A 13,093-nucleotide genomic window follows, 5' to 3' on the forward strand; every position below is an offset into this window, starting at 1 on the left:
TCCGGGAGATCCATGACGACAGCCACACCACCGGCGGCGGCCCTGCGGACGAGGTGCTGACGGCTCTGCACACGCTGACCCGGCGGCAGCGGGAGGTCCTGGTGCTGCGCTACTGGTCGCATCTGAGCGAGGCCGAGATCGCGGCGACGCTCGGCCTGTCGCGGGGCGCCGTCAAGTCCACCGCCAGCAGGGCTCTGGACGCACTCGGCCGACGTCTGGAGGGGCTGCGATGAACGAGTCCGGTGCCGGTACCGTGCGGACGCCGGTCGAGGAACGGCTGCGGGCCGCGCCGGCCGCACGTGCCCACTCCGTCGGTCCCGCCGACCTGCGCCCCCTGCGCCCGCCGACGCCGGCGCCCCGGCTCCGCCGCGTGCTGCTGCGCCGGGCCGTGCTGGGCGCCCTGGCGCCGGCCGCCGTGGCCGCGCTGCTGTTCTTCGCCACGCGCGGCGGTCCTTCCCGTCCGACCGAGCCGGCCCACGTCCCGCGTCCCACGGTCGGCACACCGTCCCCGGTGCCGAGCGCGGTCACCACGTCCGCGCCCGCGCCGTCCCCGAGCGCGCCGCACCCGTGACCTCGCCATAAGTCGATTGATTGGCTCAACCAAGGAAAATCCGCGTTTCCGCACCCACCGGTAGGACGCCCGCCCCGCTAAGTTGGGCGGCATGAGCAATCTTGACCGCGCACCCGTGCCCAGTGTCTGCGGCGGTCGCGGATTCGTCGTCGCCGAGCCCGTCCGCGAACTGCTGAGCCCCCGGCAGGTGAAGCTGGGTGAGTCGACCGAGGTGCGCCGGCTGCTGCCGAACCTCGGGCGTCGCATGATCGGCGCGTGGGCCTTCGTCGACCACTACGGCCCGGACGACATCGCCGACGAGCCCGGTATGCAGGTCCCGCCGCATCCGCACATCGGGCTGCAGACGGTGAGCTGGCTGCACGAGGGCGAGGTGCTGCACCGTGACTCGACGGGCAGCCTGCAGACGATCGGGCCGCGGCAGCTGGGCCTGATGACCTCGGGCCGCGCGATCAGCCACTCCGAGGAGAGCCCGCGCCCGCACGCCCGCTTCCTGCACGGCGCCCAGCTGTGGGTCGCGCTGCCCGACGAACACCGCCGGACCGACCCGAAGTTCGAGTACCACCCGGACCTGCCCACGGTCACCGCGCCCGGCCTGACCGCCACGGTGATCCTCGGCGACCTCGACGGGTCCGCCTCGCCCGGTACGACGTACACCCCGATCGTCGGCGCGGATCTCGCCCTCACCCGGGGCGCCGACGTACGCCTGCCCCTGGAGCCCGACTTCGAGTACGGCGTCCTGGCCATGTCCGGCGAGGTTCATGTGGACGGCGTGCCGGTGCTGCCCGGCTCGATGCTGTACCTCGGCTGCGGCCGCTCCGAACTGCCGCTGCGCGCCGAGTCGGACGCCGGAATCATGCTCCTGGGCGGCGAGCCGTTCGCGGAGGAGCTGATCATGTGGTGGAACTTCGTCGCCCGCACCCAGGCGGAGATCGAACAGGCCCGTGAGGACTGGGTGAAGGGGACCCGGTTCGGCGAGGTGAAGGGCTACGACGGCGCTCCGCTGCCCGCACCCGAGCTGCCGCCGGTGCCGTTGAAACCACGCGGAAGGGTGCGCTGACCTGGCTGTGGGAACCCAACGGCTTCAGATGGAGGGGCACCACCGTCCGATCCCGGCGGCGAACATGGCATCCCGAGAAACGACCCCACCACCCCCAGCGAACCTCCCCTGTCGCCAGCCCCGTTGGCACCACCATGAGGGGTCAATAACTCATTCGATCGGGCTAGGCCCTGCGGCTTTCTGTAATTCTGACCACGGAAGTCAGCACGGAACCAGCACCGGAAGTCGACGGTGATGACCAAAACCGACCGGGGATAGGGCTCATCTCAGGCAGCGTGCCGTTGGGCGATGCGGCCATCGATAGAAGTTTCTGGCCTGCCGGATCAGCGCGCGAATGGTGACGAATGCGGCGGACTCGGCGACCGACGGGCCATGTCTGCGGTACTCATCTTCTGAAAGCGCCGACGGTGTGCGACTCCGACAACGAAGTTGCACACCGCCCTCTCGCTGGATCGGATCAGTGGCCGCCGCCATGACCGCCGCCACCATGGTCGCCGCCGTAGCCGCCACCATGGTCGCCACCGTGATCGCCACCGTAACCGCCACCGTGGTCGTATCCGCCGTGGTCGCCATAGTTGCCGCACCCGTTGTCCCACCAGTCATCGCAGTCGCCGTTGAAGTGGTGGGAGTACGAGGTGGCGTGCGCCGGGGTGGTCGCCGTAGCGGTCCCGGCCATGCCGATCGCGGCGCCGCCGGCCATCAGAACGCCTGCCGCGGAAACCGCGAAGAGGCGCTTGGTGCGTTGTGCTCGCATGGGGTGATTCCTTTCCATCCTGTGCCTCGCGCAACGAAGGAGGTGCGAGGACGATGGCCGCGCCGAAAGGAGGTTGCATGTGCGGCGCGGACTCAGGCGCTGCAACGGATAAGTGCTGTGATCACGACCCCGGTAGGGGTCCTGCCGGACGGGGCGCGCCCCGTGTCGCGGCTTCGCCGCTGATTCAAGCCTTGTACCTGGACGACTGCTCGGCGAGGGCCGTTCGGCCCTGGTTCATGAGCAGATCGCAGCGTTCCTTGGGCCGCTGGGCCCAGCCGGGGAAGCTCCCATGCCGACAGGTCCGCGGGCAGCCCCGGGTGGGTGAGGGAATTTGGGATGCGGAGAAGCGGCCGGCAGCCGTGCACCGCGCGATCCGGACCCTCGAGAAGCGGGTGGCCCTTCCCGTCCAGCCCTGCCATGACCAGCGTGCGGGAGCAGCTGGTCCAGCGTATGGGCCGAAGAACCCGGGCCGGGTCCGGGCGGCCCGTGGCGCGCGTACGCAAGGGCGCGCACGCTGGGATCAGCAGCCCATGAAGGGAGCCGGTGCGATGACCTCCGCGACCACCATGACCACGGCTCTTGAGCCTGTGCACCGCGAACGGCTGATGGGCCTCGCCCATGAGGCCTCCTTCCCGGCCGGGACCCGCCTGTTCGAGGAGGGCCACCGGGCCGACCGCTTCTGGATCGTGCGCACCGGCACCGTCGCCCTCGACCTGCACGTGCCCGGTCGGCGCCCCGCCGTCATCGAGACGCTTGGACACGGCGAGCTGGTGGGCTGGTCCTGGCACTTCCCGCCGCACATCTGGCACCTCGGGGCCGAGGCGATGAGCCCGGTACGGGGCTGGGAGTTCGATGCCGAGGCGGTGCGCGCGATGTGCGCCGCCGACGCCGAGTTCGGGCGGGCCGTAGCGGTGTGGGTGGGACGCGTGGTCGCTCAGCGGCTGCACGCCTCGCGTGTCCGACTGCTCGACCTCTACGCCCCGTACGGCAGCGGAGGCCTGACGTAACCGCCCGGGCGCCCGGCCCCGCCGTGGAATTCGAGGAGGAGAGCATGGACAGCAGCCCGCACCGGGTGGGCGACGTGATGACGCGCGCCGCCGTCGCGGTGGGCCGCAAGGCTCTGTTCAAGGACATCGTCGAGCGCATGGAACAGTGGCAGGTCAGCGCCCTGCCGGTGCTGGAGGGCGACGGCCGGGTGATCGGGGTGGTGTCCGAGGCCGATCTGCTGCCCAAGGAGGAGTTCCGGGACAGCGATCCGGACCGGTTCACCCAGCTGCGCCGGCTGCCCGACCTCGCCAAGGCCGGGGCAGTCTGCGCCGAGGAGCTGATGAGCACGCCGGCCGTCACCGTCCACGCGGACGCGACACTCGCCGAAGCGGCCCGCATCATGGCTCTGCGGCACGTCAAACGGCTGCCCGTGGTGAGCTCCGAGGGCGTCCTCGAAGGTGTGGTCAGTCGCGGTGACCTGCTGAAGGTGTTCCTTCGCCCGGACAACGAACTCGCCGACGAGATCCGCCGTGACATCGTCGACGTCCTCTTCCCGGCGCCGATCGAGCCCATACACGTGATGGTCACCGACGGCGTCGCGACCCTGACCGGGCGCGTCGGGGATTCTGCTCAGGTCGACCTGGCCACGCGCCTGGTCCGGGGCGTGGAAGGCGTCGTGGGGGTGGACTGCCGTCTCACCGCCGCCGACGCGGTATGACCCCTCCCTCAGTGGCATTGGGAGTCAGCGACAGCCGTCGACGCCACCCCTTGCCCCTGCTCCGATTCCGCCACTCGGGACCGATCCGCTTCCATTCCTGATCCCATTCGGCCAAGCGGCGCCGCAGGAGCCGTTCACGGATCAGCCGCCCTCCGGCCCAGACCGTCGCACCGGCCAGCGGTGCCACGAGGGCACCGGTCAGAACCACCTGCAGCGTCGCCTCCGCGCCGCTGGGCGGCGGAGACTCCGCCGAGGAGAGCGACGGCCCAGATGAGGAGCACGAGCCAGGCCTCGACGACGTCGCTGTGGCGCCTGATCGGGTTCCGCCGCCGGCGCCACACCCCGGTCCCGGTCGTGGGAGGTGTCCCGGTCATCGGTACGCGCCACCTCTCGTCCCGCCTCCTACGGTCGTCAGGCAGGGGCCGACCGCCGTGATTCCGGCAGGTCCGGGTCGAGATCCGGATGGCGGGGCGGTCCGGTCAGCGCGCAGTGCACATCCACCACACCGGCCACGGTCCGGGCGAGGTGGGTGGCGAGCGGTATCAGAGCCGTTTCGGGGATCCGGCCGGTAAGCGTCACCACACCGTCCTGCACCTCGACCCGGACGCCTTGCGCGTGCGTGCCAAAGAGCCGGGCGCCGACCTCGCGCCGGACGTCCTCGGCGATGTCCGCATCGTCTCGCAGAAAAATCTTCAGCAGGTCGGACCGGCTCACGATGCCCTTCAGTGTTCCGTTGCGGCCGACCACCGGAAGCCTCTTCACCCTGCTGCGCGCCATCACGCGCGCGGCATGGGCGAGGGTGGAGTCGGGCGCGACGGTGATGGCGGGAGTGGTCATCAGCTCCGCGGCGGTGACCGCGTCCGCATTGTGGACGTCGACTGAACGCCGGACCTGCCCGTACCGGCTGAGATCGCGCTCGCTGAACTCCTCCTTGGGCAGCAGGTCGGCCTCGGAGACCACGCCGACAACACGTCCGCCGTCGTCCAGGACCGGTAGGGCACTGACCCGCCACTCCTGTATGGTCCGCACGATGTCCTTGAACGCCGCCCCGGTGCGCAGGGCGACGACCCTGCGGGTCATCACGTCGTTCACGACGGGGGGAGTGCCGGTCATGGCGTCCTCCAGGGCTCGGTGTCGTACCACGACACCACCAGCCTGCGTCGCCGCGGCGTCCCAGCGCATGGGCCGATCGGCCCGCCTGACGGGACCGAGGGCACCTCCCGGGTGCCCCGCTGCCGTCGCAGGCTGGAAGGACATCGGATGATCGCGGAGCCGAGGAGTGGCGTCATGGTCCGCTATGTGTACGACTTCCAGAACGGGGGCCGCGACATGGCCGGCCTGCTCGGCGGCAAGGGCGCGAACCTGGCCGAGATGAGTCGGCTGGGCCTGCCGGTGCCGCCGGGGTTCATCGTCCTGCCGGCGGCTCGTCCAGATGTACGGCACCACTGTGATGGGCGTCGACTCCGCCCTGTCGACGAGGTCATGACTTTGCTGAAAGCGGCTCGCGACGCTTCCGACGACCTTCGTCTTGACGCGGGTGACCTGGCCTGGCTCGTGGAAACCTACAAGCGGCTGATCCGCGACGAGGCAGGCCGAGACTTCCCGCAGTCCCCGGCCGAGCAACTGCACGAGGCGATCCTCGCGGTCTTCCGGTCCTGGAACGCCGAGCGGGCCCGACTGTACCGGCGCCGCGAGCACATCCCGGACGACCTCGGGACCGCCGTCACCGTGCAGCGCATGGTGTTCGGCAACCTCGGTCCTGACTCCGGCAGCGGCGTCGCCTTCACCCGCGACCCGGCCACTGGGCGCCCGGGCCTGTACGGCGACTACCTGCCCAACGCCCAGGGCGAGGACGTGGTCTCCGGCGTACGGGACGCCGTACCGCTGGCCGAGCTGGAACACCTCGACCCGGTCTCCTACCGGCGGCTGCGCGATCACGCGCAGACGTTGGAGCGGCACTACCGCGACCTGTGCGACATCGAGTTCACCATCGAGCGCGGGACGCTGTGGATGTTGCAGACGCGGGTGGGCAAGCGCACGGCCGAAGCGGCGTTCGCCATCGCCGCCGAGCTGGTGGAGGAGGGACTCATCAGCGCGGACGAGGGCCTGGCGCGGGTGAGCGGCGACGGGCTCGCACGGCTCATGTTCCCCCGTTTCGACAGCGCCGCCACCGGTGAGCCGCTCGCCCATGGCGTGCCGGCCTCGCCGGGGGCCGCGGTGGGCGCGGCGGTGTTCGATTCGGCGGAGGCCGTACGGCGTGCCGCCGCAGGTGAGAAGGTGGTCCTCGTCCGCGAGGAGACCACTCCCGACGACCTGCCCGGCATGGTCGCCGCGCAGGCGGTGCTGACCGGCCGGGGCGGCAAGACCAGCCATGCCCGTCGTCGCCCGCGGTATGGGCAAGGTGTGCGTGTGCGGCGCCCAGGACATCGCCGTCGACGGCGAGGCACGGCGCTTCACCACTCGGGACGGCACCGTGATGGAAGAGGGCACCGTCATTTCGGTGGACGGCTCCGCCGGTGTCGTGTACTTGGGGCCGGTCCCCTTGGTCGCTTCCGCGACCATGCGCTACTTGGAGAGCGGCGAGCAGGCCGACAGCGTGGTCTGCGCGGTGGGCCGGGCCCTGGATCAGGCCGACTCCGTACGGAGGCTGGAGGTTCGGGCCAACGCCGACACCCCCGAGGACGCGGCGCGCGCCCGGCGCTTCGGGGCGCGGGGCATCGGGCTGTGCCGTACCGAGCACATGTTCCTCGGTGAACGGCGCAAGCTGGTGGAGGACATGATCCTGGCCCGCACGGAGACGGGTCGCGACCGGGCGCTGGCAGCTCTACTGCCGCTGCAGCGGAAGGACTTCACAGGCCTCCTGCAGGCGATGGACGGACTGCCGGTCACCATCCGGCTTCTCGACCCGCCGCTGCACGAGTTCCTGCCCGACCGCACCGCTCTTGCGGTGCGCATCACCGCGGCCGAGGCCGTCGGCGAACAACCGGACGCACACGACGTGGAGTTGCTCAAGGCAGTGAACCGGATGCACGAGGAGAACCCGATGCTCGGCCTGCGGGGCGTGCGGCTGGGGCTGCTGATTCCGGGACTGGTCGCCATGCAGGTGCGGGCGATCGCCGAGGCGGTCGTCGAGCGCACCCGCGCGGGCGGGTCTCCACGGGCGGAGATCATGGTGCCGCTGGTCGGCGCCGTCGAGGAACTCCGGCTCGCCCGCGAAGAGGTCATGCGAGTCCTGGCGGAGGTCGGCGAGGAGACCGGCGTCCCCGTCCCGTGTCCGGTCGGCACCATGATCGAGTTGCCCCGAGCCGCGCTCACGGCAGGCCGTATCGCCGAGGAGGCGGAGTTCTTCTCCTTCGGCACCAACGACCTCACCCAGACCACCTGGGGCTTCTCCCGCGACGACGTGGAGGCCGCGTTCTTCTCCGCCTATCTCGACAAGGGCGTCTTCGCCACCTCACCGTTCGAGACACTCGACCGCGAGGGTGTGGGCCGACTGGTCCGGATCGCGGTCGAAGAGGGGCGCGCGGCACGCCCGGCTCTGGAGACAGGTGTCTGCGGCGAGCACGGCGGTGACCCGGAATCGATCCACTTCTTCCACGCCACAGGCCTGGACTACGTCTCCTGCTCGCCGTTCCGGGTTCCGGTGGCACGTCTGGAGAGCGGCCGGGCGGCGCTGACCGGCGTGGACGCGAGTGACAGCAGGTGAGAGGGACGTCCGGCCCCTTGCTCGACCCGAATGGCACTGGAGAGCAGGTGCGTCAGGGACGACGGTGAGAGCAGGAGTGGCGACGGTCCTTCGGGATGTCGCTCCACCCTCGTCGCACCCGACCGTGCACGGGCCAACCGGATTCGGTCGAGGAACAGTTACTCACCTGCAGAAGAAGCAGCGCATGACCCGCAACCAGTCTCCCACGAACCGGCGCATCGACTTGGACCCTGCCGAGGCGCTGCGGTTGCTGGGCAGCGTGTCGCTGGGGAGGATCGTGTTCACCAGGCAGGCCCTGCCCACGGTCCGCCCGGTCAACCACGCCCTGGACAGTGGGGACATCGTCATCCGCACCCACGAAGGCGCGGCTCTGACGTCCCACGCCGAGGAGGCCGACGCCACAGGCGTGGTCGTCGCCTACGAGGCAGACGTCATCGACCCGGACACCCACCTCGGCTGGAGCGTCGTTGTCACAGGTTACGCCCAACTCGTCACCGACCCGGTCGAACTCGACCGCATCCGGGAGTTGTTGCAGCCCTGGGCACCCATCGAAGGCATGGACCAAGCGGTGCGCATCCGCCCCGAACTGGTTGCGGGTGTCCGCCTGACGGAGTCGAGCGAGACCAGGACGGCACCCGGTTGAGCCGCCGGGCTGTCGCAGCAATCGCTGACCCAGTGATCCGACGTCCTGTCCCAGAGTGCCGGGATCGACGCGCCCCCGCGCCGCGCGGTCGCCTCCCGCCCAGGACTCGTTGCGCGCCTTGTCCGCTACAAGCGCTGACTTCGCGGGTCTCTCGCCGCTCGCGCGGTCGCCTTCGGCCTGTGCGGTGCGCGGAACCCTGCGTTTGGGCCGTCCGGCCCTCGGCCCCGGCCGGGCGGTTCTGAACGGCTCGCACCGGGGCGGTGGGGCTTCGGCGCCGCGCCGGGTCGCGTCCGCTTCCCCGCGTCCCTCTTGCGGACATCGCCCATGGGGACCAATGGGCCCCCGTGGCTCGGGGACCGGGCCCGGGTGGCCCGGCAGGAGGGTCCCTCGGCCTCTGTGAAAGCCGCACCTGCGGAGTCACCGTCGAAGGAGTCATCGCGGCGTGGAGGTGCCCGTTATGAGCAGCGGCAAGCGGCTGTGGCGATGGCGGAGCAGTCCACTGCGGCGGCGCGAGGACGTCATCGAGGCCTGGATCGTCCTGGCAGTCTGGCTGGTCGTGGTGGTCTGTGGCGGCGTTGCCGCACTCGTCACGGACCGCAGCGCCGAGCACGAGTTCGCGCAGCAGCGCACCCACCGGCATCCCGTCAGCGCTGTCTTGCTCGCCGACGCTCGGCACGGCGTCACCGCGGACTGGTCGACCGACGGCCGTGTCCAGGGATCGGTGCGCTGGAAGGCCCCCGACGGCTCCGCTCGCACCGGGCACACGCTGGTGGACGGCGGCCTGAAGGCCGGGGCTCGTGTGACGGTGTGGCAGGACGACCGGGGCCGGCTCAGTCCGTCGCAGCCGACAGGCCGGGGCGAGGGTCATGTCGAAGCCGCGCTCTTCGGCGCCGCGGCGGCCCTCGCCGTGGCAGCCCCGGCCTTCGGCGCGGGCGCCGTCGCGCGAGCGCGGCTCGACCGGCGCCGCATGGCCCATTGGGACCAGGAGTGGGATCTGGTGGGACCGCGGTGGGACCCCAGGATGGGCTGATCCGCAGCGCCAAAGGCCCGCATCGGGCCTGCTGACCGGACACAGCGAGTCCTCGGCGCGCGACTCGGGATCGAGGCGAGGGTCATGGACGTGACGCTGCCCCTCGGCCGGATCGCCGGTGTGCGGTCGGCCTGAAGTGGAGTGTCCTGGTCTTCGTCGCCCTGGTGACCGTCGCTACTTGCGCACAGTGAGCTCCCGTCCGCCCACCCCGGCCACTCCGCCCTGCTCTACTGGGCTCTGGCGCTGGTGGCGGCGATCGTCTTCCTCGCCTCGCTGCTGGCGCACGAGCTGGCGCACGCCGTGGTCGCCCGCCGCAACGGCGTGCAGGTCGACGGCATCACCCTGTGGATGCTGGGCGGCGCCGCTCGCCTGCACAGTGCGGCACCCACTCCGGGCGCCGAGCTGCGCATCGCCGCCGTGGGTCCGCTCACCAGTCTGCTCGCCGGTGGTGTCTTCGCCGGCATCGCCGCCGGGCTGCACACGCACGCGTCCGGGCACGTCGTCGAGGCGGTCGTATGGCTGTCCGCGATCAACGTCATGCTGGCCGTCTTCAACGCGCTGCCGGCCGCCCCGCTCGACGGGGGACGGCTGCTGCGGGCGTACCTGTGGCACCGCACCGGCGACCGGCTGCGGGCCACGCGCGGGGCGTCGGCTGCGGGCCGGGGACTGGGCTGGTTCATGGTGCTGACCGGGTTCGCGGCAGTGTGGTTCGGGCACGGTCTGTCCGGCCTGTGGCCCGCGCTGATCGGCTGGTTCCTGATCGGTGCGGCGACCACGGAGGCTCGCCAGGCCGAGCTGCGGAGTGTGCCGGGCGGTGTCCCGGTCCGGCGGGGTGCCGGCGGCCGACGGCTCGGTGGCCGGTTCCCGGCCCGGGCTCAGACGGACTCCGGTACGACCGCCACCGGGCAGGCCGCATGGTGCAGCACGCCGTGGGCGACTCGGCCGAGTCGGAGCCCGAAGTGGCCAGGGCGTCGTCGGGCACCGACGACGAGCAGGTCGGCCTCGCGGGACACCGCGATCAGGGCGTCCCGTGCGTAACCCTCGACCGTACGCCGCTGTACCTCCAACTCGGCCGGGGCGTCCCGCAGCGCCCCTCCCACCAGTTCCGCCGCCCGCGCCTCCTCCAGGTCGGCGGGTCCGCCGACCATCAGGGGATGTGCGGCCGGCTCGTGCAGTGGTCTGCGCCAAGCGCGTACGGCTTCCACCGGGACCCGGCGCAGCAAGGCCTCCTCGATCGCGAATCGTGCCGCGGCCGAACCCGCCGCCTTCTCTCCCGCCCCGAGAACGATGCGGCCGTGTGTCCCTGTGCATGCCTGGTTGTCGTGGCTTCCTCGGAGCACGATCACCGGGCAGTGGGCGTGTCCCGCGACGGTGACACCGACCGAGCCGAGGAGGGCCGCCGTCACCCCGCTGCGGCCACGGCAGCCCAGCACCATCGCGAGGGCGCTGCGGCTCTCGCGTACCAGGCCGTACTCCGGTTCTTCGGGCAGCACATCGGTGGTGACCTTCACGCCTGGTTGCCGGTGACGGGCCCGCCGCTCGGCGGTCCGGACGATGTCCTCGGCCATCACCTCTTCGGACGGCTTGCCGAGATCGGCGGCCATGGAAGCACCCTCGTAGCGCTCCCAGAGCGAGGCGTACACCAGCCGGAGCGACGCCCCGCGCAGGGCGGCCTCGTCGGCAGCCCAGTCCACGGCGCGCAGGCTCGACTCGGAGCCGTCGACGCCGACGACCACGGGCTGATCCAGAGGCGCCCCGTCGGCATGTGCGGCTGATGCACTCATGGCTTCCCCTTCCCCGGAGCGGAGGTCAGCCGTGTGCGACGACCGCGACGGGAGCGGCGATGTGGTGCAGGGCGGAGTGGGCGACATGGCCGATGCGGGCGCCGAACGACCTGGTGCGGATGCGTCGGCCGACGACCACCAGGGAGGCGTCACGGGAGTCGTTGACGAGAACCTGCGCGGCGCTTCCGCACTGGCTCGCCTCGATCACCTCGACGTCGGGGAACCGCTGGCGCCAGGGATGCAGCACCTTGCTCAGGAGAGTGGCCTGTCCGCGTTCGAGGGTGTCGTAGAGTTCGGCGTCGCCGGCGAAGCGGTAGAAGGAGGTCGGCGGCTCGGGCCAGGCGTGGACGACCCGAAGGGTGGCTTTCCGCCGCGCGGCGGCGTCGAAGGCGAACTCCAGCAAGGTGTCGTCCGCTTGGTCGGTGTCGAGCCCCAGTACGACGGGCCGGAAGGGCGCCGCAGCGGACGGCACGCCCGCCGGATCCATCTCGTGCTCGTCGGCGGCCTGCTCTTCCGCCCGCACCAGCACCACCGGCCGTTCGGCGCGGGCGACCACGCCCAGGCTCACCGAGCCCACCATGAACCCCTCCAGTCCACCGAGGGCCCGCGAGCCCAGGACCAGCAACTCGGCAAAGCCCGCCGCCTCGCACAGGACGTCGGCCGGGGTCCCGGTCAGCTGCTCGGTGATCACCTCGATGCCCGGGTGGCGAAGCCGGATGCCGTCCGCGGACTCGCTCGTCACCTGCTCTGCCCAGTGCCGGTAGGCGTCGGGATCCAGCAGCGGAGTCCGGGCCACGAACCTGGGTGTCGGCTCGGAGACGTACATGATCTTGAGGGGCAGGCAGCGCAGCAGTGCTTCTCGCGCCGCCCACTCGGCCGCGGCCCGGCTCTCGGGCGAGTCGTCGACACCTACGGTGACGGTGCGGGACATGGTCTCCACCTCCCACGGCGAGGGTTCCTACACCAGCGTGGCGCCGCGGTGCCGAGGGGATCAGGGGCCACACGGCCCCATCATGGCCCGCCCGACCCTCTACGGCTCGGAAGCGCCCCTCTTGCGGCCCGGAAGCCGCACGGGCCCGTCCGAGGGCCGTGCGGCCCCTGGCACTGCCGCTGCCCCCGGCACACCCTGGAAGGAGCGGACACCTCATCGAGGCCCTTACGGAGTCACCATGTACGGCACCCGCCACATCGTCAGCGACGTGATGAGCCAGACGGTCGCCGCCGTCGGCCGCCGTGCCTCCTTCAAGGAGATCGTGCAGCTGATGCAGGACTGGCAGGTCAGCGCCCTGCCCGTGATCGAGGGCGAGGGCCGGGTGGTCGGCGTGGTCTCCGAAGCCGACCTGCTGCCCAAGGAGGAGCTCCGGGACGACCCCGACGCGGGCTACCTCCAGCTGCGACAGCCCGTCGACGTGGCGAAGGCCGGCGCCCTCACGGCCGACGACCTCATGTCGTCCCCCGCGGTCACGGTCAGGGCCGGCGCCACCCTTGCCGAGGCCGCGCGCATCATGGCGCACGAAGGGGTCAAGAGGCTGCCCGTGGTGGACGACACAGGGTTGCTGGCCGGTGTCGTCAGCCGGGCCGATCTGCTCAAGGTCTTCCTGCGCGACGACGAGGACATCGCCGAGGAGGTGCGGCGGGAGATCACCTCGTACCTCTTCCCGCCGCCGTCGGCCGTCCACGTGGAGGTGCACGACGGGGTAGTGACACTCACCGGCCGGCTCTCCGACACCGCCCTCGTGCCGGTCGCAGCCCGGCTGATCAGGGCCATCGAAGGGGTGGTGGACGTGGAGTTCGACCTCGCTCACCACACCGCTGGGCGGTAACCGGAGGCGATAGTGGGGTC

Annotated in this window: 11 protein-coding genes and 4 pseudogenes; 10 read left to right on the forward strand and 5 right to left on the reverse strand. The window is 71.3% G+C overall.

All coding sequences use genetic code 11. The annotated features are described in order from the left end of the window. Positions 1-50 precede the first annotated feature (50 nt). The 3 genes and pseudogenes from ACZ41I_RS26700 to ACZ41I_RS26710 form a co-directional block, all read left to right on the forward strand. Positions 51-233: pseudogene (locus tag ACZ41I_RS26700) on the forward strand (sigma-70 family RNA polymerase sigma factor); the annotation flags it as partial. After that, positions 230-571 carry a hypothetical protein gene (locus ACZ41I_RS26705; protein ID WP_468515213.1) on the forward strand — a complete coding sequence of 114 codons (342 nt, stop codon included), beginning with the start codon at positions 230-232 and terminating at the stop codon, positions 569-571. The pseudogene ACZ41I_RS26700 and the gene ACZ41I_RS26705, both read left to right, overlap by 4 nt. Positions 572-662: 91 nt before the next feature. Continuing rightward, a complete protein-coding gene (locus ACZ41I_RS26710; RefSeq protein WP_363219721.1) occupies positions 663-1,628 on the forward strand; it encodes a pirin family protein in 966 nt (321 codons plus the stop codon). Positions 1,629-1,889: 261 nt separating this feature from the next. Here the strand turns inward: ACZ41I_RS26710 and ACZ41I_RS26715 are convergent. Beyond that, positions 1,890-1,982 (reverse strand): annotated as a pseudogene (locus ACZ41I_RS26715) (IS5/IS1182 family transposase); the annotation flags it as partial. A gap of 103 nt (positions 1,983-2,085) precedes the next feature. Next, positions 2,086-2,382: a hypothetical protein gene (locus ACZ41I_RS26720; RefSeq protein ID WP_468515214.1), complete on the reverse strand. Its 297-nt coding sequence runs from the start codon at positions 2,380-2,382 to the stop codon at positions 2,086-2,088. Between the two features lie 548 nt (positions 2,383-2,930). Here ACZ41I_RS26720 and ACZ41I_RS26725 point away from each other — a divergent pair. Continuing rightward, positions 2,931-3,389, forward strand: a complete 459-nt coding sequence (locus tag ACZ41I_RS26725) for a cyclic nucleotide-binding domain-containing protein (protein ID WP_468515215.1) — start codon at positions 2,931-2,933, stop codon at positions 3,387-3,389. A gap of 44 nt (positions 3,390-3,433) precedes the next feature. Further along, positions 3,434-4,087: a CBS domain-containing protein gene (locus ACZ41I_RS26730; RefSeq protein WP_468515216.1), complete on the forward strand. Its 654-nt coding sequence runs from the start codon at positions 3,434-3,436 to the stop codon at positions 4,085-4,087. 411 nt (positions 4,088-4,498) lie between these two features. Here the strand turns inward: ACZ41I_RS26730 and ACZ41I_RS26735 are convergent, their stop codons facing one another. After that, positions 4,499-5,344, reverse strand: coding sequence for a CBS domain-containing protein (locus ACZ41I_RS26735; RefSeq protein ID WP_468515217.1), 846 nt, complete (start codon positions 5,342-5,344; stop codon positions 4,499-4,501). Between the two features lie 30 nt (positions 5,345-5,374). On the opposite strand from ACZ41I_RS26735, the pseudogene ppdK reads away from it, so the two are divergent. From ppdK to ACZ41I_RS26755, 4 genes and pseudogenes are all read left to right on the forward strand, one after another. Beyond that, positions 5,375-7,793 (forward strand): annotated as a pseudogene (gene ppdK, locus ACZ41I_RS26740) (pyruvate, phosphate dikinase). A 184-nt stretch (positions 7,794-7,977) separates the two neighbouring features. Continuing rightward, positions 7,978-8,436: a pyridoxamine 5'-phosphate oxidase family protein gene (locus ACZ41I_RS26745; RefSeq protein WP_468515218.1), complete on the forward strand. Its 459-nt coding sequence runs from the start codon at positions 7,978-7,980 to the stop codon at positions 8,434-8,436. Between the two features lie 442 nt (positions 8,437-8,878). Beyond that, positions 8,879-9,466 (forward strand): Rv1733c family protein, encoded by a 588-nt coding sequence (locus ACZ41I_RS26750; protein ID WP_468515219.1) that lies wholly within the window; start codon positions 8,879-8,881, stop codon positions 9,464-9,466. 246 nt (positions 9,467-9,712) lie between these two features. After that, positions 9,713-10,090 (forward strand): annotated as a pseudogene (locus tag ACZ41I_RS26755) (site-2 protease family protein); the annotation flags it as partial. A gap of 251 nt (positions 10,091-10,341) precedes the next feature. On the opposite strand, the gene ACZ41I_RS26760 reads toward ACZ41I_RS26755, so the two are convergent. Together ACZ41I_RS26760 and ACZ41I_RS26765 are read right to left on the reverse strand one after the other, a co-directional pair. After that, positions 10,342-11,250, reverse strand: coding sequence for a universal stress protein (locus ACZ41I_RS26760; RefSeq protein WP_468515220.1), 909 nt, complete (start codon positions 11,248-11,250; stop codon positions 10,342-10,344). A 25-nt stretch (positions 11,251-11,275) separates the two neighbouring features. After that, positions 11,276-12,181, reverse strand: coding sequence for a universal stress protein (locus tag ACZ41I_RS26765; protein ID WP_468515221.1), 906 nt, complete (start codon positions 12,179-12,181; stop codon positions 11,276-11,278). Positions 12,182-12,419: 238 nt separating this feature from the next. On the opposite strand from ACZ41I_RS26765, the gene ACZ41I_RS26770 reads away from it, so the two are divergent. Further along, complete coding sequence (locus ACZ41I_RS26770) at positions 12,420-13,073, forward strand: CBS domain-containing protein (protein WP_468318119.1); 654 nt, start codon at positions 12,420-12,422, stop codon at positions 13,071-13,073. Positions 13,074-13,093 lie beyond the last annotated feature (20 nt).

The sequence above is a fragment of the Streptomyces sp. NPDC030799 genome (assembly GCF_055572255.1).